This window comes from Methylobacterium terrae, from assembly GCF_003173755.1.
GTDB lineage: Bacteria > Pseudomonadota > Alphaproteobacteria > Rhizobiales > Beijerinckiaceae > Methylobacterium > Methylobacterium terrae.
This window is the reverse complement of sequence record NZ_CP029553.1, coordinates 4,029,220-4,050,184: the sequence shown is the minus strand read 5'-3', so window position 1 is coordinate 4,050,184 and position 20,965 is coordinate 4,029,220. Positions and strand designations below refer to the sequence as shown.

Here is a 20,965-nt window from a genome sequence, read left to right as displayed (position 1 = left end):
CCCCACGAAGACATGCTCTATCGCCTGCGTCACCTGACGACCTACGCCTACCGCAACCCGGTCGGCTTCGCCCGCTGCTCGCTTCGCCTCGCGCCGGCGGCGGGGGACGGGCAGGCGCCCTTGTCGCACGAGGTCGTGGTCGAGCCGGCACCCCGCACCGCGACCGAGCGCGGCGACTTCTTCGGCAACCGCACCGTCTCGCTCACCGTCGAGACGCCGCACCGCGAGTTCCGGATCGACGCGCGCTCCCGCGTCCGGGTCGAGCGGCCGCCGCTTCCCGATCCCGGGACGGGCCTCGCCTGGGAGGAGGTGCGGGCGCGGGTCCTGTCCGGCACGAGCCTTTCCGGCGACGCGGCCCTGCATTTCTGCGCGCCGAGCCGGCGGGTACCGCTCCTGCCCGAGGTCACCGACTACGCCCGGGCGAGCTTCCCGGCCGGCGGCGGCGCCTATGCCGGCGCCTTCGACCTGATGCGCCGCATCCGGGCCGACTTCGCCTTCGACGCGGAGGCGACCGAGGTCGGCACGCCGCTCGGCCTCGCCTTCGCGGGCCGGCGCGGGGTGTGCCAGGACTTCTCGCACATCATGATCGCGGCCCTGCGGGGCCTCGGCCTGCCGGCCGCCTATGTCAGCGGGTACCTGCGCACCCTGCCGCCCCCGGGCCAGCCCCGGCTCGAGGGGGCGGACGCCAGCCACGCCTGGGTGGCGGTGTGGTGCGGGGGGGCTTGGATCGGCCTCGACCCGACCAACGGCATCGGCGTGCAGGACGATCACATCGTCGTCGCCCGCGGCCGCGACTACGCCGACGTCGCGCCGGTCGCCGGGATCATCGCGGGGTCGGGGGCGCAGAGCCTGCGGGTCGCCGTGGACGTGGTGCCGGAGGACGCGGTGCCCGAGGACGAGGCGGCCTGAGGCGGGGGAGGCGGGCCGGGCTGGTGCGCTGAACGCCGGGGAGAGATGTCCCGGCCCGCGGGAGCGACACCAGCCGAGTGCCGTCGGTCTGACGGGACAGGGCCGGCGTGGCGAGGGGGAGAGTGGGCCCGTTCCCGGGGCCCGTCCTCAACCTGGATCAATCGAAATCGAGAAGTTCGCCAAATCGAGAGCCTCGATCCTTGCGTCAGCGCGGCCGTGCTTGTCCCGGCTCGCCCGCTCCCGTGGAACTGCCGCCCGCACGCTCGCCCGGCGGAACGGCGGCCGCGCCGGTCGTGCCGGTGCTGAGGCTGCTGTGGCCGGCACCCTGGTTGCCCTGCTGGCTGAGGCCGGGCTGGCCGGCCGCTCCGGTGCCGCTCGGGCTGCCGGTGGTCCCCCCGACGGCACCGCCGCCGCCCGGGCTTCCGCCCTGCGCTGCCGCGAATCCCGTGCTGCCGACGACGAGCGCGGCGGCGATCAATCCGGCCTTCATGTCCGATCCTTTCGCGAGGGAGCGCCCGTGGCGGGCTTCGCGGGGGCAATCGGCGGCGGCTGGTCGCGTTCCGGCGGGGGGCACACGATCCGAGGCGGCAGAACCAAGCTAGCGGTGCCCCGTTGCCCCGCCATGGATCTCACGCTCCAGCCCGTGCGCGTCAGGACCGGCAGCGAGGACGAGCGCGGGCTGCTCGTCTTCGCGGACGGCGTGCTCGTGGCGGTCCTCGTCTGCCTCTCCGACGCGCATGGCGAGGATGCCGGCCTGTGGTTCCTCGAGGCCGGCTTCGGCAGCCTGGCCTCGCCGCAGCCCGGAAAGTTCGCCGATCTCGACGCGGCCGAGGCGTGGATCGCCGGACGGCTCGCGCCGCCGAGGCTCACGCCTCGTCATCCTCCTCCGTGACGGTGTCGGAGAACGGCACCGTCATCACCGGCCGATCCTCCTCGTCGGTCACCTCGAACGCGCAGGCGAACCAGTCCCGCACCGCGTGCACCCGGGTGCGGGCGATCAGGTCGCGGGCGACGTCGAGGGCGCGGGCCCGCGCCGCCTCCGGACCGGGAAGGTCGTCGCCCTCCGGGTCGATCGCGAGGCCGTCCGGGCCGGGACCGTGCCGGAGGTTGAAGAAGTAGCGCGGCATCAGCCGCCCTCGATCAGGCGGGCATATTCGGCTTCGGGCGTGCCGTAGCTGCCGTTCGTCAGGGCCAGCAGCCGGTCGCGGTCGAGCACCTCGATCCGCCGGCGCTTGGCCCGGATGCGGCCGGCGCCCTCCAGGTTCTGGATCGCCAGCGTCACCCCGGCGCGCTGCACACCCAGCATCATCGACAGGAATTCGTGCGTCAGGACCAGCTCGTCGCCGTCCGTGCGGTCGTGGCACATCAGGAGCCAGCGCGCGAGGCGGCCCTCGAGGCTCAGCGACGCGTGGGCGTAGGCGGTCTGGGTGATCTGGACGATCAGGGTGTGGACGTAGCGCAGCAGCAGCCGGCGCAAGGCCGGGCTCTCTCCGAGCACCGCGCAGAACGCCTCCCGGCCGATGGTGTGGGCCTCGCCGGAGAGCTGCACGAAGTAGACGTGGGGCGTGGTCACGCAATCGAGCGCGACCGGCACCGCACCGACCAGCCCCTCGCGGCCGACCAGGCCGACCTCGATCCGGCGCTCGTCGTGGGTGGTCGAGATCGAGATCATGCCGGTCTCTGGGAAGAACAGCTCGTCCACCGGAGCGTCGGGGGCGATCACCACCTCGCGCAGCTGGAGCGACACCGGCTCGAGGTGCGGCTGCAGTCGGGCGAAATCCTCCGGCGCGAGCGCCCTGAGGATGCGGTTGCGCGACATGGATTGCTGAAGCAGCGCCACGGTTCCTCCGCGTCGATCGGACGACCGGGCCATCCTGGCCGCCAGGAATTCGATCGCAGAGTTAGCAGGCATCACTGAGTATTTCAAACCTATATTTCATACAACAATTGATCATAACAAATGATATATCTCTTATAAAAAGTTAAAACGGAGACTTATCTTCGTCATCGCACGGGGAAGCGGGAACCGACATTGCGATTTTCGATTGTTCGATACAACACCGAAATTCGCCGTCTCTTACGGACGCGGCGACACGCCCCTATAAATGCTTGCCGTGGCCTGCATCCCGGGGCCTGAGCTTGGGGAGCCGATCCGTGCGCCTGGACGACCGCCATCCGTTGGTGCTGCTGATCGAGGAGGATCCGCTCCTCGGTCTCGATGTCGGGGAGGCGCTGGCGGAGGCCGGCTACCGGGTCGCGGGGCCGCTGAGGAACCATGACGAGGCCCTGGCCTGGGTGGCGCGGCGCAGGCCCGACCTCGCCGTCGTCGACGGTCCTGTCCTGTCCCGCGACGGAGGCCGGCTGGCGCGGGCGCTGACGGCGCGGGGCGTGCCGTTCCTCGTCCATGCCGCCATCCCCGTCGATGTCTCCCTCCCTGCCCCCCCGGATGCCGGGCGCGGGCGCGACGCGGCGGCCTGCGCCGCGCTGCGCGCCGCACCCCGACTGACCAAGCCGGCCTGGCCCGGGGACCTGGTCCACGTGCTCGGGCAGCTTCTGCCCGGCCAGTTCTCCCGCGAGGCGCGCCCATGACGACGACCATGACGATGATGGCCACCCCGACCGCCATCGCGCCGGCCCATGGCGGGCCGCAGGGAGCGCACCTGCTCCACCCGGTCGTGCGCAAGCTCTCGGTCTACGGCTCCCTGACCGCGGAGGAGCAGGCGGCGCTCGCCGGCCTCGGGGCCGGCGCCCAGCGCGTCGAGGCGCGCCAGGACCTGCTGGAGGAGGGGGCGGCGCCCGATTGCGCGGTCCTGGTCGTCGAGGGTATCGCCTGCCGCTACAGCCACCGCCCGAGCGGCGCGCGCCAGATCACCGCCTACCTCCTGCCGGGCGACCTCTGCGACCCGGATTTCGCGCATCTCCGCCGGATGAACCACGGCGTCGGCACCCTCGGCCCCTGCCGGGTGGCGCGGGTCTCGCGCGAGACGCTGGCCGGCCTCACCGGGCGGCATCCCGGGATCGCCCGGGCCCTTCGCCTCGCCAAGCTCGCAGAGGAGGAGACGACGCGGGAGTGGGTGAAGAACGTCGGCTGCCGCTCCGCGATCGAGCGGGTGTCGCACCTGCTCTGCGAGCTGCACGAGCGCCTGCGCGTCGTCGGCTGGGCGACCAAGGCCGGCTACGACCTGCCCCTGACGCAGCAGGACATCGCCGACACGACCGGCCTGTCGAACGTCCACGTCAACCGGGTGCTGCGCCAGCTGCGGCTGATGCGCGTGGTCGAGGTCGGCGGGCGGAGGGTCGACATCCTCAACCTCGCCGCCCTGCACGACATCGCCGAGTTCCAGGCCGACTACCTGCGGCCCTCGGCCGTCACCTGACCGATCGTCAGCCGAGATCCAGCTCCACCGTCACCGGCACGTGGTCGGACGGCTTGTCGAGCCCGCGCAGGTGCTTCTGCACCGAGGCCGAGACCAGGCGGTCGAGACCTTGCGGCGACAGGAGCAGGTGGTCGATCCGGATGCCCTGGTTCCGCGGCCAGCAGCCGGCCTGGTAATCCCAGAAGCTGTAGACGCCCGGGCGCCCGTCGCAGGCCCGCAGGGCATCGGTGAAGCCCTCGTTGAGGAGCGTCCGGAACGCCGCCCGGGTCTGGGGCAGGAACAGCGCGTCGCTCGCCCACGCCGCCGGGTCGGCCGCGTCCTCGGGCTCGGGGATCACGTTGTAGTCGCCGGCCAGCACCAGCACCTCCTCGCGGGCGCGCAAGGCCACCGCGTGGGCCTGGAGGCGGCGCATGAAGGCGAGCTTGTAGTCGTATTTCGGCGTGGCGACGGGGTTGCCGTTCGGCAGGTAGATCGAGGCCACCCGCACCGGCACGGTCGCGGTCGGGATCACCGCCTCGATGTAGCGCGCCTGCTCGTCGCTCTCGTCGCCCGGCAGGCCGCGGCGGATCTCCTGCAGCGGCAGCGGCCGGCGCGCCAGCAGCGCCACGCCGTTGAACGCCTTCTGCCCGTGGGTCGCCACGACGTAGCCGGCTTCCTCGATCTCGGTGCGGGGAAACGCGTCGTCGACGCATTTCAGCTCCTGGAGGCAGACCACGTCCGGCTGCGCCTCGGCGAGGAAGCCGAGGAGATGGGGTAAGCGCTGCTTGACCGAGTTGACGTTCCAGGTGGTGATCCGCATCGCGTCCCGCGCCGCTCGCAACCAAGCTCTCGCTGCCTGGATCCTGCCGAAGGTTCCCGTCATCGGGGTTTCGCGCCGCCCTGGCAAGCCGCGGGGAGCGGTGGCCTGGGGACCGGATATGGCGGGATGGTGGGAGCCGGTGCGCGACTATTGCGAGCGCACCGGGCCGGAGCCGTGGGCCGAGCCGCTGAACGCGGCCTCGAACGCCGCCTTCGTGGTCGCGGCGCTCCTCCTGCTGCGCCGCGGCCGGGCGCCGGACGGGACCGCGGACGGATTCGCCTGGCTCGTCGGGCTGATCGGGATCGGCAGCGCCCTGTTCCACACGCTCGCGGTGCGGTGGGCGATGCTCGCCGACGTGATCCCGATCGCCGTGTTCATCCACGCCTACGTCTTCCTCGCCCTGCGGCGCTTCCTCGGGCTCGGGGCCCCGGCGGCGCTCGCCGGCACCCTCGCCTTCGCGCTCGCGGCCGCGGTCGTCGAGCCCGTCCTCTCGGGGCTCGCCGGGCGGCCGCTCGGCCCCCTCAGCAACAACTCGATCGACTACCTGCCCGCCGCGCTCGCGCTGTTCGGCGTCGGCGCCGCCTCGCTGCGGTTCGGCGGACGGGAGGGCGGGGCGCTGATCGGGCTCGGCATCCTGTTCCTCGTCTCGCTCCTGGCCCGCACCCTCGATTCCGCCCTCTGCCCCGTCCTGCCCTTCGGCACCCACTGGCTCTGGCACCTGCTCAACGCCGGCCTGCTCTACGGTCTGGTGCGGGCGGCGCGGCGCGCCGGTCCCGCCGCCCGGCATTCGCGGCCTGACGGTCCCGCCGCCCGACATTCGCGGCCCGACGGTCCCGCCGCCTGACGCTGATGGACCTCGCTTCCTTGCACGGGTCCGGAAACCGTTGCAGAAGGACGCCGCTGCGGAGCCGCCACGGTTGCGGCCCTCGCGCCTGCCTGCCCGGATTGCACGCCATGACTCAAGCCCTCCGCCTCGGCATCGCCGGTCTCGGCACCGTCGGAGCCTCCGTCGTCCGCATGGTCGCGCGCCGCGCCGAGGCGATCGCCGCCACCGCCGGGCGGCCGGTCGTCGTGACCGCGGTCGCCGCCCGGGACCCCGCGCGCGACCGGGGCCTCGATCTCGCCGGCGTGACCTGGTTCGACGATCCCGTCGCGCTCGCCCGCTCGGGGGAGGTCGACTGCGTGGTCGAGCTGATCGGCGGCGCGGAGGGCAAGGCCCGCGAGACCGTCGAGGCGGCGCTGGCCTCGGGCAAGCACGTCGTCACCGCCAACAAGGCGCTGCTCGCCCATCACGGCAGAGGCCTCGCCCGCGCGGCCGAGGGCGCCGGCGTCGCGCTCGCCTTCGAGGCCTCGGCGGCCGGCGGCATCCCGGTGGTCAAGGCCCTGCGCGAGGCGCTGACCGGCAACCGGATCTCCCGCGTCTACGGGATCCTCAACGGCACCTGCAACTACATCCTGAGCCGGATGGAGCTCGAGGGCCTGACCTTCGAGGCCTGCCTGAAGGACGCGCAAGAACTCGGCTACGCCGAGGCCGACCCGACCTTCGACGTCGGCGGCTTCGACACCGCCCACAAGCTCGCGATCCTGACCAGCCTCGCCTTCGGCACCGAGCTCGACGCCGAGGGCGTCGCGGTCGAGGGCATCTCGGCGATCACCCCCCTCGACCTGCGCATGGCCGACGAGCTCGGCTACCGGATCAAGCTGCTCGGCGTCGCCGAGGCGACCCCGGCCGGCATCGAGCAGCGGGTCCACCCGACCATGGTGCCGAAATCCTCGGCCATCGCCCAGGTGATGGGCGTGACGAACGCCGTCACCATCGACACCGACGCGCTGCGCGAGCTGACCCTGATCGGCCCCGGCGCCGGCGGCGAGGCCACCGCCTCGGCGGTGGTCGCCGACATCGCCGACGTGGCGGCCGGCCGGGTGCCGCCGGCCTTCGGCCGCCCGACCGCCGCCCTCACCGCCCCGGCCCGGGCCGAGATGCAGCGCCACGAGGGCGGCTACTACATCCGCCTCACCGTGCACGACCGCCCGGGCGTCGCCGCCGGCGTCGCGACCAAGATGGCCGAGCGCGAGATCTCGCTCGAGAGCATCCTCCAGCACCGCTCGGAGAGCGCCGCGGCGCGCGACCGCCACGGCCGCTCGGGCCTGCCGGTGCCGCTGGTCCTCATCACCTACGCGGCGACCGAGGCGGCGATCCGCGAGAGCCTCGACGCGATGGCGGCGGACGGCCTCCTGTCCGAGCCGCCCCAGCTCATCCGCATCGAGCGCGAATAGGGCTTGCGGCTGCGGGGGCGGGTGCCGGCCGGTCGGCCCGGACACGGCGGCGGATCGCGCCGGGCATCGCCCGCGCCATCCACCGGTAACCGCCCCCTCGATCGACAGAATTCAGTTCAGCGGCGCCGGGTTCTCCTTTAAGACCCGGGCTTAAGGATCAGCACGAGGATCACGAACGCATGTCGGACGCCAAGAAGCCGGGACCGAGCCAGGTCATCGAGCGCATCCTGACCCTCGAGCTGGTGCGCGTCACCGAGCGGGCGGCGGTGGCGGCGGCGCGCCTGCGCGGCCAGGGCAACGAGAAGGCCGCCGACCAGGCCGCCGTCGACGCGATGCGCCGCGAGCTGAACCGCCTGCCGATCGACGGCACCGTCGTGATCGGCGAGGGCGAGCGCGACGAGGCCCCGATGCTGTTCATCGGCGAGACCCTCGGCAACGGCTCCGGCCCGAAGGTCGACATCGCGGTCGACCCGCTCGAGGGCACGACCCTGTGCGCCAAGGACATGCCGGGCTCGGTCGCCGTGATGGCGATGGCCGAGGGCGGCACGCTGCTCGCCGCCCCCGACGTCTACATGCACAAGATCGCCATCGGCCCGGGCTACCCGGCCGGCACCGTGCATCTCGACGCCTCCCCTGAGGAGAACATCCACGCGCTCGCCAAGGCCAAGGGCGTGCCGCCCTCCGAGATCACCGCGCTCGTGCTCGACCGGCCGCGCCACACCGACCTGATCGCGGCGATCCGCCGGACCGGCGCGGGCGTGCGCCTGATCTCCGACGGCGACGTCGCCGGCGTGATCTTCACGACGATGCCCGAGGAGACCGGCATCGACATCTATCTCGGCATCGGCGCCGCCCCCGAGGGCGTGCTGGCGGCGGGCGCCTTGCGCTGCATCGGCGGCCAGATGCAGGGCCGCCTGATCCTCGACACCGAGGAGAAGCGCGACCGCGCCGCCAAGATGGGCGTCGCCGACCCGAACCGCCTCTACTCCCTCGAGGACCTCGCCCGCGGCGACGTCGTCGTGGCGATGACCGGCGTGACCGACGGGGCGCTCGTCAAGGGCGTGAAGTTCGGCCGCAGCACGATCCGCACCGAGACGGTGGTCTACCGCTCGCATACCGGCACCGTGCGCCGCATCGAGGCCGAGCACCGCGACTTCGACAAGTTCCACCTGAAGTAGGACCTTTCGAGATCGGGCCGCGCCGGAACGACGGCGCGGCCCCCTTGATCCGGGGGCCTTTCCCCGCGACCCTGCGGCGTCTCTCACCCGAGGATTCGCCGCTCATGCCGAGCCCCATCATCCGCCCGCTGCGCCCCGACGAGCGCGCCGCCTGGGATCCGCTCTGGCAGGGCTACCTCGCCTTCTACGGCGCCACGGTCGCGCCCGAGGTCACCGACCTGACCTGGACCCGCCTGCACGACGCCGCCGAGCCGATGCACGCCTTCGTGGCCGAGCAGGACGGCACCGTGACCGGCCTCGTCCACTACATCTTCCACCGCTCGACCTGGACCGCCGGGCCGTACTGCTACCTCCAGGACCTGTTCACCGCGCAAGCCGCGCGCGGGCAGGGGGTGGGACGCGCGCTCATCGAGGCGGTCTACGCCGCGGCGCGCGAGGCCGGGGCGAGCCGGGTCTACTGGCTGACCCAGGAGGCCAACGTCACGGCGCGCGCGCTCTACGACACGCTGGCGGACCGGCCGGGGTTCATCCAGTACCGGAAGGTCCTGTGAGTTCGGGCCGCTCCAACCCTCCCCCGCAGGAGGGGGGAGGGTTCGGCGACGCGGCGATCGCGCACGCGAAAAAGGCCCCCGGCACGTCGCCGGGAGCCCTTTTGAACCACGAAACTCGGGCTGAGGTTACCGGAACAGCGACGCCATCCCGCCCTGCATCCGGCCCAGGCCCTGCTTGGCGATCGCGTTGCCCTGGTCGATCGCGACGGCGCGCTGGTAGCTCTCCGTCGCTTCCTGGCGGCGGTTGGACTTCTCGTAGGCCAGACCCCGGTAGGCCCAGGAATCCGCGTCCTTGTTGTTGACGTTGAGCGCCGCGTTGTAGTCCTCGATCGCCTTGTCGTACTGGTTGGTGGCGATCAGGCTCTGGCCGCGGGCGGCGTAGGGCGCGGCCACGAACGGGTTGCGGTCGATCGCGGCGTCGAAGTCGCCGATCGCCGAGCGGTGCTGCCCTTGCGCCTGCCGCACGAGGCCGCGGGCGTGGTAGGCCTCCGCCGATTCCGGCGTCAGGCGGATCGCCTGGCTGAGGTCGCTGTAGGCGGCCTCGAAGTTGCCCTGCGCCCGCTGGAGGTTGGCCCGGCCGATATAGGCGGCGGTGTAGTTCGGGTCGGCGTTGATCGCCTTGCTGAAATCCTGCAGAGCCGCGTCGTTGCGGCCCGACTGGCGGTAGGCGAGGGCCCGGTTGCCGTAGGCCGAGGCCGAGTTCGGGTCGAGCTGGATCGCCTTGGTGAAGTCGGCGATCGCCGAATCGAAGTTGCCCGCGCGGGCATAGGCCGCGCCGCGGGTGTTGTAGGCCGCGGCGTCGCTCGGGTTGCGCTGGATCACGTCCGACAAGGACGCGATGTTCACCTCCGTCGCGCCGGACTTGTCGGCCTCGACCACCGCGAATTGCCGCGTCGCGGTCGCGCGGCTGACGGTGTCGCAGCCGGCGAGCGCGAGCGCGGTCAGCACGGTCGCCCCCAGCACCCGGGCCGCCGGTGTCACGCGGCTCAAGCCGATCACGTTGTTCATCGCCCGCTCCCCAGGGGCGGCGCATCCTGCAGCGCCGCGCACCTTCGCAATTCGCACGCACGCCCCCGCTCCAGCCGCGGTCCCGGTGCCGGACGACCATTCCGGATCGGGGTGAACGCCGGCTTAAAGCGATGCGCCTCCGACGCTTGTGCGGGACGATGTGGCGAAGGTGTGGCCTGCCGGCGCCCCAAGGGCAGGGGAGGGGCCTGCGCGCCGCCGGGTGTGGCCGCAGGGCCGCACCGCGAGGGGGGCTCAGGCGCCGGTCGCGACCCGGGTGAGGTGGCCCATCTTACGGCCGGGCCGGGCCTCGCCCTTGCCGTAGAGGTGGAGGTGGCTGCCCGGCTCGGCGAGGATCCCGACCCAGTCGCCGGCCTGGTCGCCGATCAGGTTCAGCATCTCGACCGCCGTACCGGTCAGGTCCGCGCCGCCCAGAGGCCAGCCGCAGATCGCCCGGACGTGCTGGGCGAATTGCGAGGTCTGCGCCCCCTCGATCGTCCAGTGGCCGGAATTGTGCACCCGCGGCGCGATCTCGTTGACGACGACGCCCGCGCGGCCGTCGGATCCGCGCACCAGGAACATCTCCACCGCCAGCACGCCGACATAGCCGAGCGCGTCCGCGATGGTGCGGGCGATCGCCGTCGCCTCGGCGGCGGTCTCCTCCGCCATGCCGGGGGCCGGCACCACCGTGCGGGCGAGGATGTGGTGGCGGTGCTCGTTGGCGCAAGGGCTGTAGGCCGAGAAGCGCCCTTGCGCGTTGCGGGCGGCCACCACCGAGACCTCTGCCTCGAAGGGGACGAACCCCTCCAGGATGCAGGGCTGGTCGTGCAGGGAGGCCATCACGGCGGCGGGGTCGAGGCCCGCCTCGCCGAACTCCTCCTCGCGCAGCATCACCTGGCCCTTGCCGTCGTAGCCGAAGCGCCGGGTCTTCAGCACCGCCGGCAGGCCGATCTCCCGCACGGCCTGCGCCAGGCCCGCGGCGTCGTCCACCGCCCGGAACGGCGCCACCGGGATGCCGAGGCCGGCGACGAAGCTCTTCTCGGTCAGCCGGTCCTGCGTGGTGGCGAGCGCCGAGGCGCTCGGATGCAGCGGCCGGCGCGCCGCCAGGATCTCGGCGGTGGCGCTCGGGATGTTCTCGAACTCGTACGTCACGACGTCGACGGAGTCGGCGAAGGCCTGGAGCGCCGCCGCGTCGTCGTAGGCGGCGATCGTGCGCCGGGCCGCCACGTCGAAGGCCGGGCTGTCGGGGTCGGGGCAGTAGATGTGGGCCTTGAGCCCGTACTGCGCCGCCGCGACCGCGATCATGCGGCCGAGCTGGCCGCCGCCGATGATGCCGATGGTCGCGCCGGGCGCGATGACAGGCTTGCTCACGGGGCGCTCGTATCCGGATGCTCGGCCACCGCCGCGCTCTGGCGGGCGCGCCAGGCGTCGAGCCGTTCGGCCAGGGGCTCGTCGGTCAGCGCCAGCACGGCGGCGGCGAGCAGAGCCGCGTTCACGGCGCCGGCCCGGCCGATGGCGAGCGTGCCGACCGGGATGCCGGCGGGCATCTGCACGATCGAGAGCAGGCTGTCCTGGCCCGAGAGCGCCTTCGATTCGACCGGCACGCCGAAGACCGGCAGCGGCGTCATCGCGGCCGCCATGCCGGGCAGGTGGGCGGCGCCGCCGGCGCCGGCGATCACCACCCGGAATCCTGCGGCCTTGGCGCCCTTGGCGAAGGCGACCAGGCGGTCCGGGGTGCGGTGGGCCGAGACGATGCGGGCCTCGTAAGGGATCCCGAGCGCGTCGAGGGTCTCGGCGGCGTGGCGCATCGTGGCCCAGTCCGACTGGCTGCCCATGATCACCGCGACGGGGGGCGATGCCGCCATCGTCAAGCGCGTCCTCTAGAAAGCGCTGCTAAGCCGCGAGCGGGCCGCAGCCGGTCGTGCCGCAGTAGCGGCGGGTTCGCATTCATGCAAGCAGCGCGCAAGCGCCGCCGTCCGGCCGATCCCGCCTTCAGGCGATGATGTCCGGGGTGAGCTGGTCCTCCAGGAAGCTGATGCGGTCGCGCAGCGAGAGCTTGCGCTTCTTGAGGCGCTGGAGCTGGAGGCGGTCGCCGGCCATCACCCCGGACAGGGCCTCGATCGCGTCGTCGAGGTCGCGATGCTCCTCCCGGAGCCGCGCCAGCTCGCTCTCGTACTCCGCCTCGGATTCCGCACTCAACTCGAACGCCATCGCCGCCCCAAATCCTGGAGGTCTTCGCCTGGAGGTCTTCCCGGAAAGACGGCGAATCATGAACCAGGCCCCGGCCTCCGGCAAGGGCGTCGCGGGGGCGCCGGCGGGGTTGTGCAGTGCCACTTCTCGGCCTCCCCGCGCGCTCCCCGGCATGCACCGCGGGACGACCGAAGCGGCGGCGCATGACGCAGGTGCAGCGACAAATGCCTTCGACATCGGCCGCGGGCTGTGGCAGGCTGCGTGTGTCACCTACATGACAGGAGGCATTGGCTGATGTCGCTGAACACGCATCTTACCGAGCTTGAGCGTAAGCACGAAGCGTTGGAGCGTGAGATCCAGGACGCAATCACCCACCTCTCCACCGACGACTTGCGAGTTGTCGAACTCAAGCGGCGGAAGCTTCACCTGAAGGATGAGATCAGTCGCCTGCGGACGACGTCCACCCGCGTGATGCACTAGCCCAGAAAATAGCCCCGTGTGCCGCCGCGCCAGCGTTCGGCGCGGCGGCTCCTGACGATCGACCGGCGCCCCACCGTCGTGGCCTTGCTCCCGATGGGATCGCTCGAGGCCTTGCCGGGCGAGGGCTTGCCGGCCAAGGGCTTGCCGGCCAAGGGCTTGCCGGCCGAGAATGTCCGCCGGCGCGCCGCGGTCATGCTCTTTCCAGATCCGATCGCTTGCTCGACAGTTTTGAGATCCTCAGGGTCACTCCGCGGGCGCGGGCGCGGGGCCCGGGATCCGGACTCAGGTTCGCCAGGACGAGGCGGTCGGCGTTCCGCCCCGTTCTCGTCTGCCTGCGGTTCCGGCCGTGCCTCCGGCCTCCCCCGGGCTCCGGCTTGGCGGCCCCCGGATGAGCGGGAGGGCGTCGGATCGGTGAGCGCCGATCGCATCGCCCTCGCACGGCGCCCCTCACGGCGCCTCCTCAGAGCGCCTTGGCCATCTCCCGCAGCACGAATTTCTGCACCTTGCCGGTCGAGGTCTTCGGCAGCTCCGTGAAGACCACGTGCCTGGGCACCTTGAAGCCCGCGAGCGACTGGCGGCACCAGCCGATCAGCTCCTCGGCCGAGACCATCTCGGAGCCCTTCAGCTCGACGAAGGCGCACGGGGTCTCGCCCCACTTCTCGTCGGGCTTGGCCACCACGGCGGCCGCGGCCACCGCCGGATGCTTGAACAGGGCCTCCTCGACCTCGATCGACGAGATGTTCTCGCCGCCCGAGATGATGATGTCCTTCGAGCGGTCCTTCAGCTGGATGTAGCCGTCCGGGTGCTTGACCCCGAGATCGCCGGAATGGAACCACCCGCCCCGGAAGGCGGCTTCGGTCGCCTTGGGGTTCTTCAGGTAGCCGCGCATCACCACGTTGCCGCGGAACATCACCTCGCCCAGCGTCTCGCCGTCCGCCGGCACCGGCTCCATCGTCTCGGGGTCGAGCACGTCGAGGGCTTCGAGCGGCGGGTAGCGCACGCCCTGGCGCGCCTTGCGGGCGGCCTGCTCGTCCTTGCTCAAGGCGTCCCAGTCGGCGTGCCACTCGTTCACCACCGCCGGGCCGTAGGTCTCGGTCAGGCCGTAGACGTGGGTGACGTCGAACCCGGCCTCCGCCATCCCGGCGAGCACCGCCTCGGGCGGGGGCGCCGCCGCCGTCAGGAACGAGACCCGCCGCGGCAGCGCGCGCCGCTCGGAGTCCGGCGCGTTGATGAGGAGCGACATCACGATCGGCGCGCCGCACAGGTGGGTCACGCCGTGATCGGCCAGCGCGTCGTACATGGCACCCGCCCGCACCTGCCGCAGGCAGACATGGGTGCCGGCCACGACCGACAGGGTCCAGGGGAAGCACCAGCCGTTGCAGTGGAACATCGGCAGGGTCCAGAGATAGACCGGGTGGCGGCCGAGATTGCCCGCCACCACGTTGCCGACGGCGAGCAGCGAGGCGCCGCGGTGGTGGTAGACCACTCCCTTCGGGTCGCCGGTGGTGCCCGAGGTGTAGTTGAGCGTGATCGCGTCCCACTCGTCGCCAGGCATCGCCCAAGGGTGGGCCGGATCGCCCCCGGCCAGGAATTCTTCGTACTCGATGCCGCCGAGGCGCTCGCCCGGACCGCCGTATTCGGGGTCGTCGTAGTCGATGACGAGCGGCGTCACCCCGGCCTGCGCAAGGGCCGGGCCCATGGTGCGGGCGAATTCCCGGTCGGTGATCACCACCTTGGCCTCGCCGTGGTCGAGGCAGAAGGCGATGATGCCGGCATCCAGCCGGGTGTTGAGGGTGTTGAGCACCGCGCCGGCCATCGGCACGCCGTAGTGGCACTCGATCATCGCCGGGGTGTTGGCGAGCATCACCGCCACCGTGTCGCCCCGCCCGATGCCGCGGGCCCGCAAGGCCGAGGCGAGGCGCCGGCAACGGGCGTAGAGGTCGCGGTAGCTGCGCCGCAGGCTCCCGTGGATCACGGCCGTGTGGTCCGGGAACACCGCCGCCGCCCGCTCCAGGAAGGTCAGCGGCGTCAGCGGCTGGTGGTTGGCCGGGTTCCGGTCGAGGCCGTGGTCGTAGATCGATGCGGTCATGGCGGCTCCCTCATTGGCGGCTCCTCCGGGATCCTCTCGTAGCGGCTCCCGACCCGGCTGTCCCATCGTCGCGCCGAGGCGCCGATGCGAAAAAAGACGGAGGGCGCCCAGCCGGCGGCCCCCGTCGTCTTGCTGCCCGCGCTGCTGCGAACTACGTTCTCGTGTCGGCGTGCTCGGGTCTGCGGAGGGAACGATCGTGTCAGGTAGATCTTCCGGCGATCTCTTCGGGTCGTTCCTCAGGGTCATGCAGGAGCCTGGGAGCCAGGGCTACGGCCACGTGGCGGAGCGACCGGGCTATGCCGGGTCGCGCGTCGACGCCCTCTCGACCGTGGTAAAGAGCATCGGGCGCAGTGAACCCGCGACGATCGTCGATCTCGCCAACCGGACGGACCTGTCCATGGACACGCTGGCGAAGACCTTGCAAAACGGCGTCGAGACCGGTCTTCTCACACCCACCGCAAAGCACGACGACAAGGCCTACGCGCTCACCACCCTGGGGCGCAAGGCGCTCTGATCCGGGCCGGGCCGCCGTCCTCGACCATGGTCGCAACTTGAAGTTCGTGGACGTGGTCCCGGGCAAGTCTAGACTATCCCTGCGTCGGGGGCGGGGACGGGTCTCGTGGTCCGGGAACAATGCGCCGGAGCGGTCGCGGCATGGTTGTCGGCGCCGTGGTCCGACCGGATCGCGATCGGGGTCGGTCTGATCGGCTTCCTGGCCGGCGCCGTCGAGATCGTCGCCCGCTACAAGGGCGATCCGCGGCGTGCGCTCCTCACCGTTCCTCCGGCATCTCACGGACGGCGCGCGCGACGGCACGCCGCCTCCCGGGCAGGCGCCTGCCGCCCCGAACGAGCCCGGCGCGGAGGCACCGGAGGGCGGGCCGGAGCGCGCACCGGTCCGCCGCATGGCGTGGCGCCATCTTGCCCGCCGCCGCCGAGTCCGGGACAATCCGTGGAAGCGCCGGTGACCGGCGGATCATCGGGGGAGCGCCATGCCGGAGACGAGCCGCTACCGGGAGACCTACGCCGCCTGGCAGCGCGACCCGGAGGCGTTCTGGGGCGAGGCCGCGAAGGCGATCGACTGGGTGACGCCGGCCTCCCGCGTCTTCGCGCCGGAGGAGGGGGTCTACGGCCGCTGGTTTCCCGGCGCCGAGGTCAATGCCTGCCACAACGCCGTCGACCGCCACGTCGCGGCCGGCCGGGGCGACCAGGCGGCGATCCTGTACGATTCGCCGGTCACCGGCACCAAGCGCCGGATCACCTATGCCGACCTCCTGGACGAGGTCGCGGCGCTCGCCGCGGTGCTGCAGGACCTCGGCGTCGGGCGCGGCGACCGGGTCGTGCTCTACATGCCGATGGTGCCGGAAGCCCTGTTCGGCATGCTGGCCTGCGCCCGCATCGGCGCGGTGCACTCGGTGGTGTTCGGGGGCTTCGCCGCCCGCGAGCTCGCCGCCCGCATCGAGGATGCCGAGCCCAAGGTGGTGCTCGCCGCCTCCTGCGGCGTCGAGCCGGCCCGGGTCGTCGCCTACAAGCCGCTCCTCGACGAGGCCTGCCGGCTCTCCGCGCACAAGCCCGAGGCCTGCCTTATCCTGCAGCGGCCGCAGGCCCCCGCCGGGATGGCGGAGGGGCGCGACCGCGACTGGGCGCAAGCCGTCGCCGCCGCCAGGGAGGCCGGCCGCAGCGCTCCTTGCGTACCGGTCGCCGCCACCGATCCGCTCTACGTGCTCTATACCTCCGGCACCACCGGCAAGCCGAAGGGCGTGGTGCGCGACACCGGCGGCTACCTCGTGGCGCTCGCCTGGTCAATGCAAAACCTCTACGGCGTCGCCCCGGGCGAGACCTACTGGTGCGCCTCCGACGTCGGCTGGGTGGTGGGGCATTCCTACATCGTCTACGGCCCGCTCCTGCACGGCTGCACCACGGTGCTCTACGAGGGCAAGCCGGTCGGCACGCCGGATGCCGGCGCGTTCTGGCGCGTCGTCGCCGAGACCGGGGCGGTGGCGCTCTTCACCGCGCCCACCGCGCTGCGGGCGGTGAAGAAGGAGGATCCGGAGGCGCGGCTGATGGCGGGCCACGACCTGTCGCGCTTCCGCGCCCTGTTCCTCGCCGGCGAGCGGGCCGACCCCGACACCGTCGCCTGGGCCGAGCGGGCCCTGGGCGTGCCGGTCATCGACCATTGGTGGCAGACCGAGACCGGCTGGCCGATCGCCGCCAACCCGGTGGGCTTAGGCGCGCTGCCGGTCAAGCACGGCAGCCCGACGGTGGCGATGCCGGGCTGGGACGTGCAGGTGCTGGACGAGGCCGGCCGGCCGGTGCCGGCCGACACCATGGGGACGATCGCGATCAGGCTGCCCCTGCCCCCAGGCGCCCTTCCGACCCTGTGGCGGCAGGACGCGCGCTTCCGCGAGAGCTACCTCGCGACCTATCCGGGCTACTACAACACCTCCGATGCCGGCTTCCTCGACGAGGACGGCTACGTCTCGGTGATGGGCCGCACCGACGACATCATCAACGTCGCCGGCCACCGCCTCTCGACCGGCGGCATGGAGGAGGTGCTGGCCTCCCACCCCGCCGTGGCGGAATGCGCGGTGATCGGCATCAGGGACGCGCTGAAGGGCGAGGCGCCCTGCGGCTTCGTGGTGCTCAAGGCCGGCGCCGCGCAAGCGCCGGACGTCATCGAGCGCGAGCTGGTGGCCTTGGTGCGCGAGCGCATCGGCCCGGTCGCGGCCTTCCGCATCGCGCTCACGGTCGGGCGGCTGCCGAAGACCCGCTCGGGAAAGATCCTGCGCGGCACGATGAAGAAGATCGCCGACGGCGAGACCTGGACGGTGCCGCCGACGATCGAGGATCCGGCGGTGCTCGAGGAGATCGGCGGGGCTCTGCGGGAGCGGGGGCTGGGTTAGGCCGTCACCGCCCGAGGGCGGCCGGCTCCGACGGGGGCAGGGCCGCCGCGTCGGCGAGCGCCATCGGCCGGCCGGTCAGGAAGCCCTGCACGCGCGTGACCCCAATGCCCCGCAGCACCGCGTACTCGGCCTCGGTCTCCACGCCCTCGGCGACGATCTCGCAGCCGATGCGGCGGCCGTAGCCCGTCAGCGCCTCGGTCAGGGCCCGGCGGCCGGTATGCGTGTCGATGTCCCGGATCAGGCTCATGTCGAGCTTGATGAATTCGGGGGCGAGGTCGAGCACGTGCCGGAGCGTCGCGTGGCCGGCCCCGACATCGTCGATGGCGAGGCACAGGCCCCGGCCGCGGAACGGCCCCAGCGCGTCGCGCAGCGCCTCGTAGGAGGCGACCGCCGCGTGCTCGGTCAGCTCCACCACCAGCCGGTCGAGGGCGGCCCCCGCCAGCGCCTCGGCGAGGCGCGGCGAGGCGAGCGCCGCCGGCGACAGGTTGACCGTCAGCTTGACCCCGGCGGGCAGGGAAGGGGCGGCGCGCAAGGCCTTGCGCAGGGCGAGGAATTCGAGTTCCTCCCCGAGGCCCACCTCGGCCGCCTCGGCAAACCACGCATCCGGGCCCATGCCGGGGATCGGGGCGAAGCGCGCCAGGGCCTCGAAGGCGGCGAGGCGTCCGTCGGCCGTGCGGTAGATCGGCTGGAACACCATCTCGACCGCCTCGGTCGCGATCGTGTCGGCGATGCGCCGGCGCCGCGCGTCCTGCTCGCGGGCCGCGTCGCGGTCCTTCCAGAGGATCGAATCGACGACGTCCGCGCACAGGCGCAGGATGCCGAGGTCGCGCGTCGTGAGGCTGCGATCCGGCGTGTAGCTGAAGCAGCACAACGTCCCGTAGGCCTCGCCGTCCGCGTGGCGCAGCGGCACGCTCAGATGGGCCCCGACCGGCAGGTCGCGGGTGACCGGCATCTGCGCCGCGACCGGATCCTCGGCGGCATCGTGCATCAGCCCGGGCATCAGGCCCTTGGCCACGTAGTAGCAGAAGCTCTGCTCGAGCGGCGCGTGGGACCCGACCGCGAGCGGGTTGTGCGTCGTCTCGGTGTCCGAGAAGCGGAAGACCCGATCGCCCGCCACGAATTCCGAGATGAAGCCGACATCCATCGACAGGTGCCGGCGGACCGCGCGGAGAACCGACAGGATCTGGTCCTGGGCGCTCCCGGACCGGTCATGGAACACTGAACTAAGGGACATGCGGCGTTCCGACCTGGCGACCGACGCCGATTCGGCTATTCAACCAAAAGTTAGGATCTTGGCAAGCCTTCATGACGACGACAAGAAGTCTTCGTTCCCACTCGCCGGCAGGGCGGGATGCACTTCGCGTCGTGCGCCGGCATGAACGGCGATCGTCTCGTCGGAGCCGATCGACGCACCGGCCGGTCATCGTGGGCGGATCGCCAGTCCAGTCGAGCGCAGGCGATGCTCCCGGAGGCCGCACACGATGATCGGAGAAGCGCGCGACGCCGTCTAATTCTGGATAGGAAATTTCATCTAAGCCATTCGCCGCTTCGATGTGCTTGCGTGCAAGTCGTCGGTGGCTCTGACGCGATGACATGGTGAGCTGAAACCGGATCGATCGGGAGTGACGTCGCCGTTCGCGGTCCAGGTATCCACGGTCGTCGATTTTGTCCAGATGCCAGAACGACCAATGGCGTCGGCCGAGCAATGAAGACGGTCCCGTGCCGCTCGGCCGGGTCGAGCGAGCGATCTTCGACTTGAGGAGAAGCTTGGGCCCGCCCGAGAGGACGCTTGCCTCGGGCGCCACGCCGTCCGGACGCCTGCGCGGCGCGGACCGGGCCGTGAGCGCCGGCGGGCTCGTGGCGAAAGTCGGGGTGCAACCGCTCCGTTCGCGCGTCGCGCCTGCGCCGGTCGTCCCCGGCTCGTCTCCCGCCCTCGGCGTTCCGCGCTCCCGCGGTGCGCCGGCGCACGCCGTGCCGCCCGCGCCGCGCGCAGGGGCCCTGCATCGATCGCGCTGGCCGGATCCGCGGCCCCACGCCACATTGCGGCCATCCCCACCCGGAGTACCCGCATGAGCAGCCCGCTTCTGTTCCAGCCCCTGCGCCTCGACGGCCTGGAGCTGGAGAACCGCATCATCGTCGCGCCGATGTGCCAGTACTCGGCCCGCGACGGCGAGGCGACCGACTGGCACATGATGCATCTCGGCCAGCTCGCGATCTCGGGCGCCGGGCTCCTGACCCTGGAGGCGACGGCGGTGTCGCCGGAGGCGCGGATCACCTACGGCGATCTCGGGCTGTGGGACGACGGGACCGAGCGGGCCCTCGCGAAGGTCCTGGATGCGGTGCGCGACTACGCGCCGGTGCCGGTCTGCATCCAGATCGCGCATGCCGGCCGCAAGGCGTCGAGCGAGGTGCCGTGGCGCGGCGGCCAGCAGGTGGCGCCGGATTCGCCCCGCGGCTGGCTCACCGAGGGCCCCTCGGCCTTGGCCCATGCCGAGGGCGAGGTGGCCCCGCGCATGCTCGACCGCGAGGACATGAAGCGCATCCGCGACGGGTTCGCGGCCACCGCCCGGCGGGCGGTGCGGCTCGGCATCGAGGCGGCGGAGATCCACGCGGCGCACGGCTACCTGCTGCACCAGTTCCTCTCGCCGCTCGCCAACCAGCGCAGCGATGCCTACGGCGGCAGCCTCGAGAACCGGATGCGCTTCCCGCTCGAGGTGTTCGACGCGGTCCGCGAGGTCTTCCCCGCCGGCAGCCCGGTCTGGGCCCGGGTCTCGGCGACGGACTGGGTCGAGGACGGCTGGGAGGTCGAGCAGACCATCGCCTTTGCCGAGCGTCTCAAGGCCCGGGGGGCGGCCGCCATCCACGTCTCGACCGGCGGCGTCTCGCCCCGGCAGACGATCGCGATCGGGCCGGGCTACCAGGTGCCGTTCGCCGAGCGGGTGCGGGCGGCGACCGACCTCGTCACCATCGCGGTCGGCCTCATCACCGAGCCGCGCCAGGCCGAGTCGATCCTGATCGAGGGCAAGGCGGACGCGATCTCGCTCGCCCGCGCCATCCTCTACGATCCGCGCTGGCCCTGGCACGCCGCCGCGGAACTCGGCGCCCGGGTCCGCGCGCCGAAGCAGTACTGGCGCTCGCAGCCCCACCACCTCAAGGACCTGTTCAAGGAGGCGAGCTTCGGCCAGCGCTGAGGCCGGGGCTCGGGGCGGG

The 20,965-nt window shown here is 72.2% G+C and carries 23 protein-coding genes; 12 read left to right on the top strand and 11 right to left on the bottom strand.

Annotated elements, in window-relative coordinates; all coding sequences use genetic code 11:
• The first annotated feature begins 12 nt into the window (after positions 1-12).
• On the top strand, positions 13-909 hold the full coding sequence (locus DK419_RS18765; protein WP_109960435.1) for a transglutaminase family protein: 897 nt from the start codon (positions 13-15) through the stop codon (positions 907-909).
• 205 nt (positions 910-1,114) lie between these two features.
• Here DK419_RS18765 and DK419_RS18760 read toward each other — a convergent pair whose 3' ends face one another.
• A complete protein-coding gene (locus DK419_RS18760) occupies positions 1,115-1,399 on the bottom strand; it encodes a hypothetical protein (protein ID WP_109960434.1) in 285 nt (94 codons plus the stop codon).
• Between the two features lie 132 nt (positions 1,400-1,531).
• On the opposite strand from DK419_RS18760, the gene DK419_RS18755 reads away from it, so the two are divergent.
• Entirely contained in the window at positions 1,532-1,801 is a 270-nt protein-coding gene (locus DK419_RS18755) for a hypothetical protein (protein WP_109960433.1), read from the top strand.
• On the opposite strand, the gene DK419_RS18750 is transcribed toward DK419_RS18755, so the two are convergent.
• Both DK419_RS18750 and DK419_RS18745 read right to left on the bottom strand, forming a co-directional pair.
• The gene (locus DK419_RS18750) at positions 1,776-2,036 is read right to left on the bottom strand and encodes a DUF6894 family protein (RefSeq protein WP_109960432.1); all 261 of its coding nucleotides are present in this window, start codon (positions 2,034-2,036) and stop codon (positions 1,776-1,778) included. The genes DK419_RS18755 and DK419_RS18750 overlap by 26 nt on opposite strands.
• The gene (locus DK419_RS18745) at positions 2,036-2,749 is read right to left on the bottom strand and encodes a Crp/Fnr family transcriptional regulator (RefSeq protein WP_208642219.1); all 714 of its coding nucleotides are present in this window, start codon (positions 2,747-2,749) and stop codon (positions 2,036-2,038) included. The genes DK419_RS18750 and DK419_RS18745 overlap by 1 nt, the downstream gene beginning before the upstream one ends.
• 314 nt (positions 2,750-3,063) lie before the next feature.
• Between DK419_RS18745 and DK419_RS18740 the strand changes: the two genes are divergently transcribed.
• Both DK419_RS18740 and DK419_RS18735 read left to right on the top strand, forming a co-directional pair.
• The gene (locus DK419_RS18740) at positions 3,064-3,498 is read left to right on the top strand and encodes a response regulator (protein WP_109960430.1); all 435 of its coding nucleotides are present in this window, start codon (positions 3,064-3,066) and stop codon (positions 3,496-3,498) included.
• Positions 3,495-4,286, top strand: a complete 792-nt coding sequence (locus tag DK419_RS18735) for a Crp/Fnr family transcriptional regulator (RefSeq protein ID WP_245442536.1) — start codon at positions 3,495-3,497, stop codon at positions 4,284-4,286. The genes DK419_RS18740 and DK419_RS18735 overlap by 4 nt, the downstream gene beginning before the upstream one ends.
• A 7-nt stretch (positions 4,287-4,293) precedes the next feature.
• Here DK419_RS18735 and xth read toward each other — a convergent pair whose 3' ends face one another.
• Positions 4,294-5,085, bottom strand: a complete 792-nt coding sequence (gene xth / locus DK419_RS18730; RefSeq protein WP_109960429.1) for an exodeoxyribonuclease III — start codon at positions 5,083-5,085, stop codon at positions 4,294-4,296.
• Between the two features lie 118 nt (positions 5,086-5,203).
• On the opposite strand from xth, the gene DK419_RS18725 reads away from it, so the two are divergent.
• The 4 genes from DK419_RS18725 (at position 5,204) to DK419_RS18710 (ending at position 9,091) form a co-directional block, all read left to right on the top strand.
• Complete coding sequence (locus tag DK419_RS18725; RefSeq protein WP_245442533.1) at positions 5,204-5,929, top strand: ceramidase; 726 nt, start codon at positions 5,204-5,206, stop codon at positions 5,927-5,929.
• A gap of 110 nt (positions 5,930-6,039) precedes the next feature.
• On the top strand, positions 6,040-7,362 hold the full coding sequence (locus tag DK419_RS18720) for a homoserine dehydrogenase (protein WP_109960428.1): 1,323 nt from the start codon (positions 6,040-6,042) through the stop codon (positions 7,360-7,362).
• A 179-nt stretch (positions 7,363-7,541) separates the two neighbouring features.
• Positions 7,542-8,540 carry a class II fructose-bisphosphatase gene (gene glpX / locus DK419_RS18715; RefSeq protein ID WP_048435363.1) on the top strand — a complete coding sequence of 333 codons (999 nt, stop codon included), beginning with the start codon at positions 7,542-7,544 and terminating at the stop codon, positions 8,538-8,540.
• 104 nt (positions 8,541-8,644) lie between these two features.
• Positions 8,645-9,091 carry a GNAT family N-acetyltransferase gene (locus DK419_RS18710; protein ID WP_109960427.1) on the top strand — a complete coding sequence of 149 codons (447 nt, stop codon included), beginning with the start codon at positions 8,645-8,647 and terminating at the stop codon, positions 9,089-9,091.
• A gap of 126 nt (positions 9,092-9,217) precedes the next feature.
• Here the strand turns inward: DK419_RS18710 and DK419_RS18705 are convergent, their stop codons facing one another.
• From DK419_RS18705 to DK419_RS18690, 4 genes are all read right to left on the bottom strand, one after another.
• Positions 9,218-10,099, bottom strand: coding sequence for a tetratricopeptide repeat protein (locus DK419_RS18705; protein ID WP_109960426.1), 882 nt, complete (start codon positions 10,097-10,099; stop codon positions 9,218-9,220).
• A gap of 252 nt (positions 10,100-10,351) precedes the next feature.
• Entirely contained in the window at positions 10,352-11,467 is a 1,116-nt protein-coding gene (locus DK419_RS18700; protein ID WP_109960425.1) for a 5-(carboxyamino)imidazole ribonucleotide synthase, read from the bottom strand.
• Positions 11,464-11,961 (bottom strand): 5-(carboxyamino)imidazole ribonucleotide mutase, encoded by a 498-nt coding sequence (purE, locus tag DK419_RS18695; protein ID WP_109960424.1) that lies wholly within the window; start codon positions 11,959-11,961, stop codon positions 11,464-11,466. Before purE ends, DK419_RS18700 begins: the two co-directional genes overlap by 4 nt.
• Positions 11,962-12,088: 127 nt before the next feature.
• Positions 12,089-12,307 carry a YdcH family protein gene (locus DK419_RS18690; RefSeq protein WP_109960423.1) on the bottom strand — a complete coding sequence of 73 codons (219 nt, stop codon included), beginning with the start codon at positions 12,305-12,307 and terminating at the stop codon, positions 12,089-12,091.
• 273 nt (positions 12,308-12,580) lie between these two features.
• On the opposite strand from DK419_RS18690, the gene DK419_RS18685 reads away from it, so the two are divergent.
• Positions 12,581-12,766, top strand: a complete 186-nt coding sequence (locus DK419_RS18685) for a YdcH family protein (RefSeq protein ID WP_109960422.1) — start codon at positions 12,581-12,583, stop codon at positions 12,764-12,766.
• Here DK419_RS18685 and DK419_RS18680 read toward each other — a convergent pair.
• Together DK419_RS18680 and DK419_RS18675 are read right to left on the bottom strand one after the other, a co-directional pair.
• Complete coding sequence (locus tag DK419_RS18680) at positions 12,763-12,960, bottom strand: hypothetical protein (RefSeq protein ID WP_109960421.1); 198 nt, start codon at positions 12,958-12,960, stop codon at positions 12,763-12,765. The two genes, DK419_RS18685 and DK419_RS18680, sit on opposite strands and share 4 nt — an antisense overlap.
• Positions 12,961-13,226: 266 nt before the next feature.
• On the bottom strand, positions 13,227-14,855 hold the full coding sequence (locus tag DK419_RS18675) for an acyl-CoA synthetase (protein WP_109960420.1): 1,629 nt from the start codon (positions 14,853-14,855) through the stop codon (positions 13,227-13,229).
• 277 nt (positions 14,856-15,132) lie between these two features.
• Here DK419_RS18675 and DK419_RS18670 point away from each other — a divergent pair, with 277 nt between their 5' ends.
• Positions 15,133-15,369 (top strand): hypothetical protein, encoded by a 237-nt coding sequence (locus DK419_RS18670; protein WP_208642218.1) that lies wholly within the window; start codon positions 15,133-15,135, stop codon positions 15,367-15,369.
• A 475-nt stretch (positions 15,370-15,844) separates the two neighbouring features.
• A complete protein-coding gene (locus DK419_RS18665; protein ID WP_109960418.1) occupies positions 15,845-17,755 on the top strand; it encodes a propionyl-CoA synthetase in 1,911 nt (636 codons plus the stop codon).
• Positions 17,756-17,759: 4 nt separating this feature from the next.
• Here DK419_RS18665 and DK419_RS18660 read toward each other — a convergent pair whose 3' ends face one another.
• On the bottom strand, positions 17,760-18,989 hold the full coding sequence (locus tag DK419_RS18660) for a sensor domain-containing phosphodiesterase (RefSeq protein WP_109960417.1): 1,230 nt from the start codon (positions 18,987-18,989) through the stop codon (positions 17,760-17,762).
• Positions 18,990-19,824: 835 nt separating this feature from the next.
• On the opposite strand from DK419_RS18660, the gene DK419_RS18655 reads away from it, so the two are divergent.
• On the top strand, positions 19,825-20,946 hold the full coding sequence (locus tag DK419_RS18655) for an NADH:flavin oxidoreductase/NADH oxidase (RefSeq protein WP_109960416.1): 1,122 nt from the start codon (positions 19,825-19,827) through the stop codon (positions 20,944-20,946).
• Positions 20,947-20,965: the final 19 nt, after the last annotated feature.